Consider the following 13,646-nt stretch of genomic DNA (forward strand, 5'->3'; position numbering starts at 1 on the left):
TCATGTGGTGAGGCTTCTGGACATCCCAAGCCGTTGGTCCGGATCCGATTGCCCTGCAGACCGCTGTACCGTAGTCCTCACAGCCGATCAAATTGACCCCATGAAGCGGGGGTGCGGGTTAAATACCGTTGTGGATCAGGATGTTATGCGATAAACAGGGGACTAGGTCCTGAACCTAGTCCCCATCAGCTTTTTTTCCAGGAACAAATAGGTTTTGTACCGATTGTCTGTTCGACCGATATCTTCTACTATCGATTTCCATAACGGTGCAGCGACCGGCAAGCCATCACCACTTCCATCGGTTCTTGCCGCACCTGCGCCACAGTCGGAGCAGACATGATGTTCAAAGCGGATGTCAATCATGACATACTCAGTCCGGTATCCTTCCTCGACCGCAGCGCCAGGGTCTATCCGGACAAGACGGCCGTGATCTACGGCGACCGCAGATTTACCTACCGCGAATTCCAGGCCAGAATCCACCGGCTGGCCAACGCCCTGCTGGCATCCGGGATCGGCCCGGGCGACAAGGTGGTCTTTCTCTGTCCCAACACCCCGCCGCTGCTCGAGGCCCATTTTGCCGTGCCGATGATCGGTGCGGTGCTGGTCTGCGTCAACATCCATCTCTCCGCCGGCGAATACCGCTACATCATCGATCATTCCGATGCCAGGGCGGTCTTTGTCGACAGTGAATACGCGGCCGCGATCGAGGCGATCCGCGACGAGTTGGCGCAGGTCGAACTGCTTGTCACGATCAACGACACCACCCCGCCGCTGCCGACGGGACTGGATTACGAAGACTACATCGCCGGCGCCGCCGCCACCGCCCCGGATCTGCCGGCAGTCTTCACCGAGGATACGCCGATCACCATCAACTACACCTCGGGGACCACCGGCAAACCCAAGGGCGTCATGTGCAGCCATCGCTCGACCTGCCTCCATGCCCTGGGCGAGATCATCGAGACCTCGCTGGCCTCGGATGCGGTCTACCTCTGGACCCTGCCGATCTTTCACTGCAACGGCTGGGGCTTCGTCTGGGCCGTCACCGCCGTCGGCGGCACCCACGTCTGCCTCCGCCACTGCGAACCGGGCGATATCTTCCGCCTGATCGAGAGGGAGCGGGTCTCCCTGCTCTGCGCCGCCCCCAACGTCCTGCTGGCGCTGGTCTGCTACCCGCAGTCGGTCGAGGTCAAACTGCGGCGGCCACTCCAGGTCCTGACAGCCGGAGCGTCGCCGTCGCCGACCATCCTCCAGGGCATCGAGGATATCGGCGCCAATATCACCCATGTCTACGGCCTGACCGAACTGCACGGGCCGCACAGCGTCTGCGCCTGGCAGGCCCCGTGGACCGAACTCGACCCCGATGCCCTGACCCGGATGAAGGCCAGGCAGGGGGTGCCCTACACCACCAGCCTGTACATGGAAGTGGTCGACCCGGTGACCATGCAGCCGGTCCCGGCCGACGGCCGGACCATCGGCGAGGTGGTGATGCGCGGCAACAACGTCATGCTCGGCTACTACAAAGACCGGGAGGCGACCGCCCAGGCCTTCCGCGGCGGCTGGTTCCACAGCGGCGACCTCGGGGTGATGCACCCGGACGGCTATGTCCAGATCATGGACCGGGTCGCCGACATCATCGTCCGCGGCGGCGATATCATCTCCTCGGTCGAGATCGAGGAGGTCATCAGCCGCCACCCCGATGTGCTCGAAGTGGCCGTGGTCTCGGCCCCCGACCCGGTGTGGGGCGAGGTGCCCAAGGCCTTCGTCGTCCCCAAGCCGGGCCGCACCCCGACCGCTGAACAGATCATCGCTTTCTGCCGCGAAAACCATGCCGATTTCAAGGCCCCGCAGACCGTCGAGTTCGCCCAGTTGCCGAAGACCGCCACCGGCAAGACGATCAAGGCCAGGCTGCGCGACCAGGAGTGGTTCGGCTTTCAACGCAAGGTCAGCTGACCGCTGCCGGCACCCGAGGGCCATCCTCGGCAACAACCATCGGCGCCCCCGCGGGGCTCCACCCATGAAGGAGACACCATGGCATACACATGCATCGAGGTACATGACGAGGCCGGCATCGCGACCATCGTCTTCAATCGGCCCAAGGCCCTGAATGCCCTCAACGGCGCCACCCTGCGGGAACTGGATGACGCCCTCACCGCCATCGCCGCCAACGACGAGATCAGGGTCCTGATCCTCACCGGGGCCGGCGACAAGGCCTTCATCGCCGGCGCCGACATCACCGAGATCCGGCAGCTGACGCCGCTCGCCGCCCGCCAGTTCACCAACTTCGGCCAGCAGCTCATCGACCGCCTGCAGCGCCTGCCGATCCCGGTGATCGCCGCGGTCAACGGCTTCGCCCTCGGCGGCGGCTGCGAGATGGCCCTGGCCTGCGACTTCATCTATGCCGCCGAGACCGCCACCTTCGGTCTGCCGGAGATCAACCTCGGCATCATCCCCGGCTTCGGCGGCACCCAGCGGCTGCCGCGGCTGATCGGCGCCAACATGGCCAGGGAGATGATCTTCACCGGCCGGTTCCTGTCGGCCGAAGAGGCCCTCGAGGTCGGCCTCGTCAACCGCTGCTTCCCCGCCGACCAGTTGCTGGCCAAGACCCGGGAGACGGCGACGCTGATCGCGTCCAAGGGCCGGGCCTCGCTGCAGGCCGCCAAGGATGCGATCCGCCAGGGCCTCAACGCCGACCTGCAGACCGCCCTGGCCATCGAGCGCGACGCCTTCGCCCTGTGCATCAGCAGTCCCGATGCCCAGGAAGGCACCTCGGCCTTCGTCGAAAAACGCAAGGCGGTTTTCACCGGAAAACGCGATAGCTGATCGTCATTATTGCAAACCCAGACTGGAGTATACGAAATGGAAAAGGCTGTCATTGTCAGCGGATGCAGAACAGCGGTGGGCGCCTTCGGCGGCGTCCTGAAGGATGTGGCGGTGGTCGACCTCGGAGCCCTGGTCCTGCGGGAGACCCTGGTCAAGGCCGGGCTGCGGCCGGTGGCCGGCGCCGATCTGGCCGAGACCGTGCCGGGCAGGCTCGCCGATCGCAACCAAACCGAGTTGGAAGAGAAATATGCCGGCTGGGACGCCGGCCTGCGCGAGATCGCCGTCGACGAGGTCATCATGGGCAACGTCCTCCAGGCCGGCCAGGGGCAGAACCCGGCCCGCCAGGCGACGATCCGGGCCGGGATCGCCAAGGAGACCCCGGCCTTCACCATCAACAAGGTCTGCGGCTCCGGCCTCAAGGCGATCGCGCTGGCCGCCCAGTCGATCATGACCGGCCAGGCCGAGGTGGTGCTCGCCGGCGGCCAGGAGAACATGAGCCAGGTGCCGATGGCCCTGATGAAGGGGCGCTGGGGCTACCGCATGGAGATCACCGGGGTCGGCGAGATCCACGACCTGATGGTCTATGACGCCCTGTACGAGAAATTCTACGGCTACCACATGGGCGTCACCGCCGAGAACATCGCCAGGCTGTACGCCATCAGCCGCGAGGACCAGGACCGCCTGGCCCGCCAGAGCCATGCCCGGGCCATGGAGGCAATCGAAACCGGGATCTTCGCCAGCGAGATCGTCCCGGTCAAGGTCCCCTCGCGCAAGCAGGAGATCATCGTCGACCGCGACGAGCGGCCGATGGTCACCAGCATGGAGAAACTGGCCAAGCTGCGGCCGGTCTTCACCAAGGATGGCTCGGTCACCGCCGGCAACGCCTCCGGGATCAACGACGGGGCGGCGGCGGTGCTCTTGATGAGCGAGAGCCGGGCCAGGGCCCTGGGGCTCAAACCGCTGCTGACCATCGAGAGCTTCGCCTCGGGCGGGGTCGACCCGGCCTACATGGGCCTCGGTCCGGTGCCGGCGATCCGCCGCGCCCTGAAACAGGCGAAGATGACGATCGCCGATATCGACCTGATCGAGCTGAACGAGGCCTTCGCCTCCCAGGCGATCGGCTGCATGCTCGAACTGGGGATCGACGTCGACAAACCCAACCGTTACGGCAGCGCCATCTCGATGGGCCACCCGGTCGGCTGCACCGGCGCCCGGCAGATGGTCGCCACCCTCAACCAGATGCAGCGCGGCAACCACGCCACCGGCCTGATCAGCATGTGCATCGGCGGCGGCATGGGCATGGCCATGGTGGTCAGCAACAGGGGCGCATAACACCGTTGATTCCGGTTGCAACCGAATTTTATACAAGAAATTTCAGGAGAGAGCCATGCAAGTAACAACCTTTGGAGTCATCGGCGCCGGCCAGATGGGCGGCGGCATCGCCCAGGTCGCCGCCGCCAGCGGTCTGAACGTCATCCTCCACGACATTGCCGACGAATTCGTCGCCAAGGGGATGAAGGTCATCACCGCCAACCTGCAGCGCAGCGTCGACAAGGGCAAGCTGTCGACCGACGAGATGGAGGCCATCCTCGGCCGGATCAGGACCGTCACCGATCTCGCGGCCATGAAGGATGCCGATATCGTCGTCGAGGCGGCCTCGGAGAAAGAGGATATCAAGTTCAACATCTTTACCCAACTCGATAGCATCTGCCCGCCCCACACCATCCTCGCCTCCAACACCTCGTCGATCCCGATCGGCCGCATCGCCGCGCGCACGAGCCGGCCCGACAAGGTCATCGGCATGCACTTCATGAACCCGGTGCCGGTGATGAAGCTGGTCGAGGTCATCCGCGCCCTGCCGACCTCGGACGAGACCTACCAGGTGACCGTCGATCTGGCCGTCAAGATGGGCAAGGTCCCGGCCCAGGCCAGCGATTACCCGGGATTCATCGCCAACCGCATCCTGCTGCCGATGATCAACGAGGCCATTTTCTGCCTTTACCAGGGCGTCGGCGACCGCGAATCGATCGACAAGGTCATGGAGTACGGGATGAACCACCCGATGGGACCGCTGGCCCTGGCCGACCTGATCGGCCTCGACACCTGCCTGGCGATCCTCACCACCCTGCACCAGGGCCTGGGCGATCCGAAGTACCGTCCCTGCCCCCTGCTCCGCCAGTACGTCGAGGCCGGCTGGCTGGGCCGCAAGAGCGGCCGCGGCTTTTATACCTACGCCCCGAAAGCGTGAACCCGATCCTGCAACTGCGATAACAGGACTAACGCCATGCCGCCGGGCGGCAAGGCTGAATACCAACCGACAGGAGTATTGCCATGAAATTTGAATTGACCGAAGAACAGAACCTGCTCCGTGACATGGTACGCCAATTCGCCGAGACCGAGGTCGCCCCCTCGGCCGCCGAGCGCGACGAGCAGGAGCATTTCGACCGCGCCCTGATGTTCGATCGCCTGGGCGAACTCGGCCTCACCGGCATCGTCTTCCCCGAGGAATACGGCGGCGCCGGCGCCGACTACATCAGCTACGCCATCGCCGTCGAGGAACTGTCGCGGGTCTGCGGCTCGACCGGTGTCACCCTCTCGGCCCACCTGTCCCTCTGTTCCAACCCGATCTACCTGTTCGGCACCGAAGAGCAGAAGATGAAATACCTCGTCCCGCTGGCCCAGGGCACGGCCCTTGGCGCCTTCGGCCTGACCGAGCCCTCGGCCGGGTCCGACGCCGGCGGCACCAGGACCACGGCGGTCCGTCAGGGTGACGAGTGGGTCCTCAACGGCACCAAGATCTTCATCACCAACGCCGGTGACGCCGACACCTATGTCGTCTTCGCCCGGACCGACAAGAATGCCGAGAAGCACCACGGCATCACCGCCTTCATCGTCGAAAAGGGAACCCCGGGGTTCTCGTTCGGCAAGAAGGAGAAGAAGATGGGTATCCGCTCGTCACCGACCATGGAACTGGTGTTCGAGAACTGCCGGGTGCCGAAGGAAAACCTGCTCGGCGAGGAAGGCAAGGGTTTCAAGGTGGCGATGAAGACCCTCGACGGCGGCCGCATCGGCATCGCCTCCCAGGCCCTCGGCATCGCCCAGGGGGCCCTCGAGGCCGCTATCAACTACACCACCCAGCGGGAGCAGTTCAACAAGAAGATCACCGCCTTCCAGGGCGTCACCTTCCAGCTCGCCGACATGGCGACCCAGGTCCAGGCCGCCCGGCTGCTCGTCTACAACGCCGCCTACCGGGCCAGCGCCCACCTGTCCTACTCGCAGGAATCGGCCATGGCCAAGCTGTTCGCCAGCGAGACGGCGATGCGGGTCACCACCCAGGCCGTGCAGCTGTTCGGCGGCTACGGCTATACCCGTGAGTTCCCGGTCGAGCGGATGATGCGCGACGCCAAGATCACCGAGATCTACGAGGGAACCAGCGAGGTCCAGCGCCTGGTGATCGGTACGGCGTTGACCCGCTGATCGCTGTTCGCTGATACTTCCCGCCAACCGGCAGGGCCCGACCGCATGGCCGGCCCTGCCGCCCCGCTGACCAAGGGAGATGTCGCCCGGCACTCCCGTTTTTTTTGTGATCGCCATGGAATTCACCCGCGCAATTTACTGGAATGTCGGCCACGGCGCGGCCACCCTCGTGCCGATGTACCTGCTGGCCATTGCCGCCATAGCCGCCCTCGTCTATGGCTTCGTCCGCCGGGCCGAAACCTACCGGCTCGGTAAACCGAAAGACCGGCTCGACCAGCCGCTGGCCCGCGCCGCCGCCATGCTGCGGGACGTGCTGCTGCAGACCAGGGTCCTGCGGGTCAAGGGTCCGGGCCTGGCCCACTCCCTGTTCTTCTGGGGATTCGCCCTGCTCTTCGTCGGCACCTCCCTGATCGTGGTCCAGGCCGATTTCACCGACCTGCTGTTCGATTTCGTCTTCCTCAAGGGCACCTTTTACAAGATCTTCAGCCTGGTCCTCGACCTCGCCGGTCTGGCGGCGGTGGTCACCCTCTTCGGCCTGCTGGTCCGGCGCTGGGTCGTCAAGCCCGCCGGGTTGCAGACAGGCAGGGACGATGTCATCATGCACGGCCTGCTGTTCGCCATCCTGCTCACCGGTTTCTTCATCGAAGGGGCGCGGATGGCGGTCACCGAGGCCGGCAACCCGCTGGCGGCCTGGTCGCCGGTGGGGATGGGGCTGGCCGGACTGGTCGGCGGCATGGGAGAACCAACCCTGCTGGCGCTGCATCGCGGCCTGTGGTGGTTCCACCTGCTGCTGGCGGTGCTGTTCATCGGCCTGGTCCCCTACACCAAGTTCCGCCACATCCTGACCACCAGCGCCAACCTCTTCCTCGCCAACCGCGGCCCGGTCGGCAAGCTGGCGACGATCGACCTCGAAAACGAGGACACCGAGTCGTTCGGCGCCCGCACGGTCGGCGACCTGAGCTGGAAGGACATCTTCGACGGTGACGCCTGCACCCAGTGCAAGCGCTGCCAGGATCGCTGTCCGGCCCACAACACCGACAAGCCGCTGTCGCCGATGCAGGTCGTCAACCGGATCGGCGAGACCGCCTTCACCGCCCCCGAGGCCGACCTGATCGAGACGGTCGGCCGCGACGCGATCTGGTCCTGCACCACCTGCCGGGCCTGCCAGGACATCTGCCCGGCGGCGATCGAGCACGTCGACAAGATCGTCGAACTGCGGCGCAACCTGGTGCTGATGGAGGGGGAATTCCCCGGCGACGAGGTCATGACGGCGATGGAGCAGATCGAGGTCAACGGCAATCCCCTGGGGATGGGCTATGCCTCGCGCGGCGACTGGGCCGAGGGCCTGGAGCTGATCGATGCCGGCACCGGCCAGGACTTCGACGTCCTCTACTTCGTCGGCTGCTATGCCAGCTTCGACAAGCGCAACATCGCCGTCGCCCGCAGCTTCGTGACCCTGTGCAAGGCCGCCGGCATCAAGGTCGGCATCCTCGGCAAGGACGAGAAGTGCTGCGGCGAACCGGCCCGGAAGATGGGCAACGAGTACCTCTACCAGACCATGGCGAGCGAAAACATCGGGGTGATCGAGGCCTCCGGGGCCAAACGGATCGTCACCACCTGCCCGCACTGCTTCAACACCCTGACCAAGGATTATCGCGATCTCGGCCTGACGATCGAGGTCGAGCCCCATCCGGTCTTCCTGTCGCGGCTGGTGGCCGAAGGCCGGCTCAGGATCACCGGTGCCCCATTCGACTGCAGCTACCACGACTCCTGCTATCTCGGCCGCCACAACGGCCTCTACGCAGCGCCGCGCCAGCTGATCGCGACCGCCGGCGGCCGGATCGCCGAGATGGAAAAGAACCGCGATCAGGGCTTCTGCTGCGGCGCCGGCGGCGGCCGGATCCTCGCCGAGGAAAAACTCGGCAGCCGGATCAATGTCGCCCGGGTACAGCAGGCGGCGGCCACCGGCACCGGTCTGCTGCTGGCCAACTGCCCCTTCTGCCTGACGATGTTCGAGGACGGGGTCAAGGGCGCCGGGATCGAGGAGAGCCTGCGGCCCCGCGATATCGCCGAGGTCCTGGTGGAGCGGCTGCCGGCCTGAGCGGGTGGCTGGGATTTTTGCCGCTGATCGAAATGACACCCTTCCCTGTGTCATTTCCAAGCGAAACGAGAAATCCATTTTGAAAAGACTCACAAGGCTCACTAAACAACATCATTCTTGTGGAGGAACACAATGAAACTGCTGGTATGCATCAAACAGGTTCCGGACATGGAATCGAAATTCAAGATCGACACCGACGGCGTGTGGTATGACCGCGGCGATCTGGCCTGGCGCATGAACGAGTACGACGAGTACGCGGTCGAGCAGGCGGTCCAGGTCAAGGAGGCCACCGGCGCCGACCTGACCGTGCTCTGCATCGGCCCGGACCAGGTCAAGGAAACGATGAAAAAGGCCCTGGCGATGGGCTGCGACCGCGGCGTCCACATCGCCGACGACCAGAGCCATCGGCGCGACCCGTTCCAGATCGCCTCGCTGATCGCCGCCTTCGCCAGGGACAAGGGCTTCGACCTGATCTTCACCGGCATGCAGTCACAGGACCGCGGCAGCGGCCAGGTCGGGGTCATGGCCGCCGAACTGCTGGGACTGCCGGCCGTCACCACGATCGTCGGTTTCGCCCTGGCCGGCAACACGATCACCGTCAAGCGTGAGCTCGAGGGCGGGGTCAAGGCCACCGTCGAGGCCACCCTGCCGGCCCTGGTCACCTGCCAGCTCGGCCTCAACACCCCGCGCTACCCGACCTTGCCCAATATCATGAAGGCGAAGAAGAAGGAGCTGCTGACCGTGGCCGCCGCCGATCTGAGCCCGGCCGACGCCCTGCTCAATACGGTAAAGCTGACCTTCCCGGAAAAGAAGGGTGGCGGCGTGTTCCTCGAGGGCGATGTCGGCGAGGTCGCCGACCGGCTGATCCGGATCCTGAAAGAAAAAACCAGCGTACTGGCATAGGAGATCGATATGAAAATGCTGTTGGTAGCCGAATACAGACAAAAGAAATTACTGGAGAGCTACACCGAGCTGCTGGCCTTCGCCGGCCAATTCGGGGCCGAATGCGCGATGTTCCTGGTCGGCGACGGCGCCGCCGAGCTGCCGAAATTTGCCGGCCGGCTCTATCTCGCCGATGTCGCGACGTACGGCGAATACAATCCCGATGCCCACAAGCGCCTGCTCCTCGATGTCGTGGCACAGGAGCAGCCGGAGATGATCGTCTTCAGCCACAGTTCCTACGGCTGGGACCTTGCCCCGCGGCTGGCCGCCAGCCTCAAGGCGGCGCAGGTGTCGGAGGTGGTGGCGGTGGACGCCGGCCGGCTGGTGGTCCCGGCCTGCAACGCCAAGCTGCGCCGGACCGTCGCCGGTAACGGGGCGGTGACGATCGCCACCCTCCAGGCCGGGGCCTTCTCCCTGGCCGATGCCGCCGCCGGCAGCCCCGAGGTCATCGCCGTCAAGGGCGAGGGCCAGGGCCGGGTCGCGCTGCTCGGCTACGAGGCCGCCGAGCATGGCGGCGTCGACCTCACCAAGTCGGAGGTCATCGTCAGCGCCGGCCGCGGGGTCGGCAAGCCCGAGAACATCACCCTCGTCGCCGGTCTGGCCAAGGCCCTGGGCGGCGAGTACGGCGCCAGCCGCCCGGTGGTCGACGCCCAGTGGGTCGAGCACAACCGCCAGGTCGGCACCACCGGCCTCACCGTGTCGCCCAAACTGTACGTCGCCTGCGGTATCTCCGGCGCCGTCCAGCACCTGGCCGGGATGAAGAAATCGGAGTTCGTGGTGGCGATCAACACCGACCGCGACGCCCCGATCGGCGATGTCGCCGACGTCTTCGCCGTCGCCGATCTCAAGCAGCTGCTGCCGGTTCTGACCGAAAAACTGCAGGCCCTCTAAGGCCGGCGGGCGGGACGACGGCCCCCTGCACAGCCGTCGTCCCGCAATTTTCTCATCGCTTTTGGCCTTGTCCCATCCGAAGCGGGATTCTCCTCCACACCAATTTCCCTCTCAAATCACATTCTGTCGACAAATTGACAGAAAAGTCGTACTCCGCCGTTGCCTGACAGCGACGGCCGCTCTCTTTCCATACGTGTCCGGCAACTGATATCTCCTCTTGCTGCCCAACCTGTCGTCAGGTTCTGGTCATGCGATACTCCTGCGTTTTGCACCGATAATTCTCAAGATCGTCATTGCCGATGGATTGCCTTTTGCCCCAAAACGTGGTAGCCCCAGAAGGTACGGTAAATGATAGGCAAACCAGTCCCACTCATCGTTTTGCACCGTGATATGTGACAGAAAAGGAGTGCACCCTCAATGGCTCAGGTTGATCGCATCTTCGAGCTTCTCAGCATTTTCCAAACCAATTCCTATGCACTGACCACCGAAAAAATCGCCCAGCGGTTGGAATGTTCCATCCCGACGGTCAAACGCTACGTCGCCAAGTTGAGGAACATCTACGGCATTCCCCTCCGCTACGACTTTCAATATCAAGCTTTTCTTCAACACTTGAGGGATAGTTTTTGCTCTATTCCTTTTGCAACTTATTGATTTAACAATGCAGGTTGTTAGGAAATGTAAAACCGGTAGTCCCAACGCAACCTTCACATTCTCTTGACTACATAGGCTGTTTATCGATATTCCGGGGGTGTCCTCAACAAGGGAGGCCTCCATGTTTGCACGCATCAAAAAATCCGGCCGGTACCAGTATCTGCAACTTGTCGAAAACAACAAGATCGGTGGCAAAGTCTGCCAGCGTGTCATCTCCACCGTTGGTCGTCTCGATCAACTCCAGGCCAAGGGAAGTGTCGAGACCCTTATCCGCTCGCTGGCCAGGTTCTCGGAGAAGACCTTGCCGGTTCTCTCCGGCAAGGTCGATGTCACCGCCCATGCCGTAAAAATCGGCCCGGCACCGATCTTTGCACGACTCTGGCTGGAACTCGGCCTGCCGACGATTATCAACAACCTGCTTGCTGACCGGAAGTTTGCATTTGATATTGAGCGGGCGATTTTCCTCACGGTCTTGCATCGCTTGTTCATGTCGGGATCCGACCGGTCGTGTGAGCAGTGGCGGCGTGACTACGCGGTTGCCGGAGTTGAGGAAATCGCCCTGCATCACGCATATCGGGCCATGGCATTTCTCGGGGAGATCTTGATTGATCAGCATGGAGCGACACCTTTCAGCCCCCGCTGCACGAAAGACCTGATCGAGGAAGGACTGTTTGCCCGACACCGCAACCTGTTTACCAGCCTGGACCTTGTCTTCTTCGATACAACCTCGATCTACTTTGAGGGAGAGGGCGGCGAGACTCTCGGCCAGTTCGGGCACAGCAAAGACCACCGGCCTGACCGCAAACAGATGGTGGTCGGGGCGATTCTCGATGACAATGGCCGCCCTATCTGTTGTGAACTGTGGCCCGGCAACACCGCCGATGTCACGAGCCTGCTGCCGGTGGTGGCAAGACTGCAAAGTCGTTTCGGCATCAAGCGCTTCCGTATCGTAGCGGATCGGGGCATGATAAGCGCCGATACGATCAAGAGCCTGGAGAATCCGGACTGCGATATTCCCTATATCCTGGGCGCCAGGATGCGCCGGGTGAAAGAGGTGAGCGAAGAGGTCCTCTCCAGAGCCGGGCGGTACCACGAGGTCTCTCCCGAGAGAACGGATGCCAAGTCTCCTTCGCCCCTGGCTGTCAAAGAGGTTCTGGCGGAGGGGCGGCGTTACATCGTCTGCCGCAACGCCAGGCAGCAGAGAAAAGATGCGGCCGCGAGACAAGCCATGATCGCAGCCCTCGAGGAGCGGATTCAAACCAACCCCAAAGGGCTGGTCGGTAATCGCGGATATGCCAGATATATCAAGGTCTGCAAAGGTGGCATGACAATCGATACAGACAAGATCGCGGCGGAAGCCCGATTTGATGGCAAATGGGTGTTGCGCACCAATATGACCCTCTCTGCCGAGCGGGTGGCCCGCAAGTACAAGGAACTCTGGCAGGTGGAACAGGTCTTCCGCGACGTGAAGTCGGTGCTCGACACCAGGCCGGTTTTCCACAAACGGGACGAGACAATCCGGGGCCATGTCTTTTGCAGTTTTCTGGCGCTTGTCCTGCGTAAGGAACTGGATCGCCGCCTGGAAGCTGCGGGCCATCGGTTCGAATGGGCGGATATCAAGCGGGATCTCCAGGCCTTGCAGGAGGTCGTTGTCGAGGAAAGTGGTCGAAGCCTTACTGTCCGCACGGCATGTAGCGGAACCTGTGGCAAGGTGTTTCAGGCGGTTGGTGTTGCCTTGCCGCAAACCATACGTGAAATATGAGTGGGTTTTCCGCAGATTGTCCATGCCAGGTAGTGCCAACACTTTTTATGCGTCCTTTATCAATCTGAAATCGTATAATTATTTTTTTTCAACTGTTGAAGATGAGTCAAAATCATATCCTTGTAAACGACCTGGATGCTTCATAATATGCCAATTTCTTTCCCTAACTTCACGTGCGCAGCGGGGAGTTCAGGCTGAAAGTTCTGGTAAGGAGTGACGGGATAACGGACGCCAATAGCCTTCCCTGCCTCCCTCAGTCCCTTAACCATATCAGCGAGGCATTTGACAGGAAATGCCAGGACCATCTCATCATCCTGAGTAGCGGCAAAAACACGTTCACCATTTCCGGGAATGACCATCCTTGGGCATTGCATCTTAAAAGGGGCAATGAGATATTCATCACACTCCACCTTACCTCCGCATTCTCCAGCCAGGCGTTTTCCGGTTACGTATGTCCAAGCTTGAGCCAAACGCATCATTTGAGCGGGATTGCCATAAATGATAACAGTATCTGGTTGAAAAGTTACTTTTTCCACGGGGGCCAATATAATCCCTTTTATCTCTCCGTTCTTGAATCTGCTCATAGATGATGTCTCTTTCCGGGCGAGATCATTGTTACCGGAAAAACCTACTTCACGAAAGAGGCCGGCAAGTGATAAAGAGGGGTCTGTTGCATCACTGAATCCAAAGGCTATTGCAGCTGGTACACAGATTATGTCTTCTTTGGCAAGTCCAACTGTCCATCCATAGCTCCTGACCATGGTAATGCCTTGACAGAGAGCGATTCTTTTGCCCATTGCAACTGAGGGTCGGCGAGCCTTCTCAGGGAATTTAGTCCCGTCTTGCAGGAACTTTACAGCTACGGGGAAGGTTTTAAGACGAAGATCCTCACGTATAAAAACGGCTGCCTCTTTCAGATTTATCTTTTCCATGGTCATCTCCTTTTTTTGCCGATACCCACTCATCTGGCCTTCTTCAGTGTTTGAGGATCGTGAGTGTTAC

Annotated in this window: 11 protein-coding genes; 10 read left to right on the forward strand and 1 reads right to left on the reverse strand. The window is 62.1% G+C overall.

Going from position 1 to position 13,646, the window contains the following annotated elements; genetic code table 11:
• Positions 1-336: 336 nt before the first annotated feature.
• The 10 genes from ACWGKN_RS08635 (at position 337) to ACWGKN_RS08680 (ending at position 12,644) form a co-directional block, all read left to right on the forward strand.
• The gene (locus ACWGKN_RS08635; RefSeq protein WP_452095049.1) at positions 337-1,950 is read left to right on the forward strand and encodes an AMP-binding protein; all 1,614 of its coding nucleotides are present in this window, start codon (positions 337-339) and stop codon (positions 1,948-1,950) included.
• Between the two features lie 78 nt (positions 1,951-2,028).
• A complete protein-coding gene (locus ACWGKN_RS08640) occupies positions 2,029-2,820 on the forward strand; it encodes an enoyl-CoA hydratase/isomerase family protein (protein WP_035228106.1) in 792 nt (263 codons plus the stop codon).
• A 36-nt stretch (positions 2,821-2,856) separates the two neighbouring features.
• Complete coding sequence (locus ACWGKN_RS08645; protein WP_452095050.1) at positions 2,857-4,152, forward strand: thiolase family protein; 1,296 nt, start codon at positions 2,857-2,859, stop codon at positions 4,150-4,152.
• 55 nt (positions 4,153-4,207) lie between these two features.
• The gene (locus ACWGKN_RS08650) at positions 4,208-5,068 is read left to right on the forward strand and encodes a 3-hydroxybutyryl-CoA dehydrogenase (RefSeq protein ID WP_424253810.1); all 861 of its coding nucleotides are present in this window, start codon (positions 4,208-4,210) and stop codon (positions 5,066-5,068) included.
• 83 nt (positions 5,069-5,151) lie between these two features.
• Entirely contained in the window at positions 5,152-6,297 is a 1,146-nt protein-coding gene (locus tag ACWGKN_RS08655; RefSeq protein WP_452095051.1) for an acyl-CoA dehydrogenase, read from the forward strand.
• A 115-nt stretch (positions 6,298-6,412) separates the two neighbouring features.
• Entirely contained in the window at positions 6,413-8,398 is a 1,986-nt protein-coding gene (locus ACWGKN_RS08660; RefSeq protein WP_035228841.1) for a heterodisulfide reductase-related iron-sulfur binding cluster, read from the forward strand.
• Positions 8,399-8,530: 132 nt separating this feature from the next.
• Positions 8,531-9,301 carry an electron transfer flavoprotein subunit beta/FixA family protein gene (locus tag ACWGKN_RS08665; protein WP_035228839.1) on the forward strand — a complete coding sequence of 257 codons (771 nt, stop codon included), beginning with the start codon at positions 8,531-8,533 and terminating at the stop codon, positions 9,299-9,301.
• Positions 9,302-9,310: 9 nt separating this feature from the next.
• Positions 9,311-10,231: an electron transfer flavoprotein subunit alpha/FixB family protein gene (locus ACWGKN_RS08670; RefSeq protein ID WP_035228840.1), complete on the forward strand. Its 921-nt coding sequence runs from the start codon at positions 9,311-9,313 to the stop codon at positions 10,229-10,231.
• 417 nt (positions 10,232-10,648) lie between these two features.
• Positions 10,649-10,882: an HTH domain-containing protein gene (locus ACWGKN_RS08675; protein WP_424253943.1), complete on the forward strand. Its 234-nt coding sequence runs from the start codon at positions 10,649-10,651 to the stop codon at positions 10,880-10,882.
• A gap of 121 nt (positions 10,883-11,003) precedes the next feature.
• Positions 11,004-12,644 carry an IS1634 family transposase gene (locus ACWGKN_RS08680; RefSeq protein ID WP_452095052.1) on the forward strand — a complete coding sequence of 547 codons (1,641 nt, stop codon included), beginning with the start codon at positions 11,004-11,006 and terminating at the stop codon, positions 12,642-12,644.
• Between the two features lie 140 nt (positions 12,645-12,784).
• Here the strand turns inward: ACWGKN_RS08680 and ACWGKN_RS08685 are convergent, their stop codons facing one another.
• Entirely contained in the window at positions 12,785-13,576 is a 792-nt protein-coding gene (locus tag ACWGKN_RS08685) for a DUF169 domain-containing protein (RefSeq protein ID WP_424253947.1), read from the reverse strand.
• Positions 13,577-13,646: the final 70 nt, after the last annotated feature.

The sequence above is a fragment of the Desulfoprunum sp. genome (assembly GCF_053613775.1).